The following is a 3,826-nucleotide window of genomic DNA, read 5'->3' as shown; positions in this document are numbered from 1 at the left end:
AGGTGCACCACCCGGACGCAACCCGGTTGCTGATCACCGCCGACGCCGGCGGCTCGAACGATCCCCGCCGCTGGACCTGGAAGAAACACCTGGCCACCCGAGGAGTTCGAGGCGGCCTACTACCGTTCTTTGGTCACTCCGAACGCCGCCTGAAACACACAAGATCGGCCGCTACGAAACTCGGGACAGCTCAGAGCCCTACCGAACCCGGAACGGTTCAATCTCGTCAGGCACTCCGGCCTCACGGCACCGCCGACGGTCGTTCATCCCTTCCTCGGGCAGATACAGGCGGCGGTCGATGAAGGCGTGCCCAGCGGCGGTGGCGTAGGTGAGCGTCCCCATGGTCTGGCAATTGTGGACCTCGCCGGTCAGCCCACAGTGCTGGAAGGCCACCTCTACCGACTTGGTGCCCATCTTCTGTGCCTGGGTGTCATCGATGACTAAAGAGGCGTCCTCGCCGTCCAGATGCGTGATGACGTAATCGCGGATCGGGTCACGCAGCGGTCTGCGTCCCACACCGATCCGTTGAGCAGCCACTGCATCCGGTCCGCAGTCACATGCCCGGCACGTTCCGACAGGGTCCAGCCGTTCTTCTTCGGCAGCTCCGCCAGCAGCCCCTCAATGAACTGCGCGAACATCGCCCGAGGCTCCGGCCGGTTGACAAGTACCCCAACGAACCAGTCAGAGTGACCGGTCCGGCATCTCACCCGGCTACCTGCTCAGCCGTCACACCCAGCATCATGCCCGGTCAACGACACCACGCACGCTCCGTCACAAGGTCTCCGGCTGTAGTACCGGAGTGGGGCTGTCGAGAGTGCCGGGCCGGTACTGGAGGCATGTGAGCCGGTTGCGTAAGTAAGCCCTGACCGACGCCGCCGCTGCGCAGATGAACACCCGGCGAATTCCGTGGCCGTTGCGATGGCGGCATGTTTCTCCGACATACTTGTTGGGTCAAAAACATTTAACCGTCCAGGCACACGTGTCGAGATAAGGTGTGCCGACCCCCGTGTGGCAGATCTAGGAGCATGGCGTGTTCAACAGGAACCCAAGGTTGCGTCGGCTGGCGACCCTTCTGTCCCTCTCGCTGGTGGGTGGGTGCGGGGTACTCCCCTCTGGCCTGACCGGCGGGAACCCGATCGTCGTCGGAACCACCAGTTCCCCGAGCACGCTGGACCCGGCCGCCTCCTGGGACAGTTCCTGGGAACTGTTCCGCAACGTGTACCAGACACTGCTGAACTACCGGCCCGGAACGAGCGATCCGGTGCCCGACGCCGCCGACTCCTGCGGATTCACCGGCACGAAACTTCTGACCTACCACTGCGTCCTGCGCAGCGGCCTGACGTTCTCCAACGGCGACAAGCTCGACGCCCAGGCCGTGAAGTACTCCATCGACCGGATCAAACGGATCAACGCGGCCAGCGGCCCGGCGGGCCTGCTGGACAACCTGAGCCGGGTCGACGTCAGCGGCGATCACGAGGTCGTCTTCCAGCTCAGGAAGCCGGACGCCACCTTCCCGTTCCTCCTCACCACCCCCGCCACGTCGATCGTCGACCCCGCGGACTACCCCGCGACAGCCATCCGCGAGGACGGCGGGATCACTGGGTCGGGGCCGTACACGCTGGAGTCCTACGAGGACGGCAAGAAGGCCGAACTCGTCGGCAACGAGCGCTACAAGGGCGTGGCCGAGCGGAAGAACGACGGGGTCACCATCCGCTACTTCCACGACTCCACCAGCCTGGTGAAGGCCCTCAGGAGCGGGAAGATCGACGTCATCTACCACGGCCTCGCCTCCTTGGACGTCATCGCCCTGCAGCGCGGTTCCTTCGGCATGAAGGTCTCGCTCTCGGAGAATGCGGGCGTCGACATCAGTTACCTAGTGTTCAACCCGAAGGACCCGTGGGCCGGTAAGGCGGCCGTCCGCAAGGCCGTGGCCCAGGTGCTGGACAGGGGCGCGATCGCCCAGCGCGTCTTCCAGAACACCGTCGACCCGCTCTATTCCACGGTGCCTGCGGGACTGTCCGGGCACACCACGCCCTTCTTCGACGAATACGGCGACCCCAGCGTCCCGAAGGCTCGCAAGATCCTCTCGGACGCGGGCATCCACCAGCGCGTCCCGCTGACTTTCTGGTATACCACCGACCGCTACGGCTCCGAGACCGGCGCGGCCTTCCGGGAGCTCAAGCGCCAGCTCGACGGCTCGGGCCTCTTCAAAATCACCCTCAGCAGCCGTCCCTGGAAGACGTTCGTGCAGGGCTACCAGCAGGGTGAATACCCGGTGTTCGGCCGCGGCTGGTCCCCCGACTTCCTGGACGCCGACAACTACATCACACCTTTCGTGGGCGATCACAACGCCCTGGGCACCCCTTACCCGTCGCCGAGGATCACCGACGTGCTGCTGCCGCGGTCCCGGCGCGAGAGCGACCGCGTCAAAGCGGCCAAGGCCCTGGAGGAGGCCGCCCGGATCATCGCCGACGACGCTCAGCTGTTGCCTCTGTGGCAGGGCAAGCAGTACATCGCGGCCGACGACGACATCGCCGGCGCACAGTGGGCGCTGGACCCGTCGACGATCATGACGATGTGGCAGCTCTACCGCAACGCGCTCTGAGAGGTCGTTTTCATCTGTATTGCCTGTATATAGGGCGGTTCTGGAGGTGTGGGATTGCGGTGCGGAAGAGGTAGTCGGGTGTACTCGAGGCCTGTGTGCTGGGCGGGGTGACTGGTGGGGCGGGATGCGGCTTGTTCCCGTCTCATCCCAGGACGCCCGGCCTTCCTGGCTGTGTGCTTCTGTCGCCGCTGTGCGCCTGGGCGCACTCGGGTCCGTGGCGATACGCCGGAGGCATGCCGACGCGACGCCCGTATCCAAGTGATTTGTCCGATGCCCGCTTGGAGTTGATCGAGCCGGTGCTCTCGGCCTGGCGCTTCGAGCGCCGCGGCAGGGCCCTGGACTTTGGCCGACCGCCCGAGCGCGATCTGCGCGACATCATGGACGCGATCGTGTATGTGGACCGCACCGGCGTGCAGTGGCGCTACCTTCCGCACGACTTTCCGCACTGGAACACGGTCTACGGATACTTCGCCAAGTGGCAGCAGGAAGGCGTGTTCGCTCAGCTCAACGGCCTGCTTAGGCGGCTGCTGCGGGAGAAGGAGGGACGGGACGCCGAGCCATCGGCCTGTGTGATCGACGCCCAGAGCGTCAAGACCTCCACCAGCGTCCCCGCCGCCGGCCAGGGCGTCGACGCCGGGAAGAAGATCGTGGGCAGGAAGCGGAACATCGTCACCGACACCCTCGGTCTCCTGCTGGCTGTGCTGGTCACCGCGGCGAGCGTGCAGGACTCCGTCGCCGGCACCCGGCTCCTTAACCAGGTCGCCGCCCAACACCCCGGCATCCGCAAGGTGTGGGTCGACGGCGGCTACCGCCAGCACCTCGTCGAGCACGCGGCCACCCTCGGCATCGACATGGAAATCACCGCCCGCTCCCCTGGGACCAGGGATTCACCCCGATCCCGAAACGGTGGGCGGTCGAGCGGACCTACGGCTGGCTGATGCTCCACCGACGGCTCGCCCGCGACTACGAGACCCTCTCCGCCCGCTCCGAGGCCATGATTCACCTTGCCATGACCGACCTCATGGCCCGCCGTCTCACCGGCGAGAACACCATCTCCTGGCGCGACCCGACACCACAGACCAAACAGTAGATTCCGGGATAAAACACCGGGATGAAACGACCTCTGAGGGGTCCTTGCAGAAAGATCTTGTTGTGGCACGGTGGAGATGTACGTGATTCCGTGCTTCGTGGGGGTGACCATGACGCGGCGGAAGCCGTGGG

At 65.5% G+C, this 3,826-nt stretch carries 2 protein-coding genes and 1 pseudogene; 2 read left to right on the top strand and 1 reads right to left on the bottom strand.

The features are described from left to right. Positions 1–198: 198 nt before the first annotated feature. Complete coding sequence (locus tag ACFYOH_RS44495) at positions 199–516, bottom strand: transposase (protein WP_388638002.1); 318 nt, start codon at positions 514–516, stop codon at positions 199–201. A gap of 514 nt (positions 517–1,030) precedes the next feature. On the opposite strand from ACFYOH_RS44495, the gene ACFYOH_RS44490 reads away from it, so the two are divergent. Both ACFYOH_RS44490 and ACFYOH_RS44485 read left to right on the top strand, forming a co-directional pair. After that, the gene (locus ACFYOH_RS44490) at positions 1,031–2,605 is read left to right on the top strand and encodes an ABC transporter substrate-binding protein (RefSeq protein ID WP_388637999.1); all 1,575 of its coding nucleotides are present in this window, start codon (positions 1,031–1,033) and stop codon (positions 2,603–2,605) included. Between the two features lie 233 nt (positions 2,606–2,838). Beyond that, positions 2,839–3,695 (top strand): annotated as a pseudogene (locus ACFYOH_RS44485) (IS5 family transposase). The last annotated feature ends 131 nt before the right edge of the window (positions 3,696–3,826 follow it).

This window comes from Streptomyces sp. NPDC007856, assembly GCF_042868225.1.
Classification (GTDB): domain Bacteria; phylum Actinomycetota; class Actinomycetes; order Streptomycetales; family Streptomycetaceae; genus Streptomyces.
The sequence above is the reverse complement of the archived record's forward strand: the minus strand, read 5'-3'. Positions and strand labels throughout refer to the sequence as shown.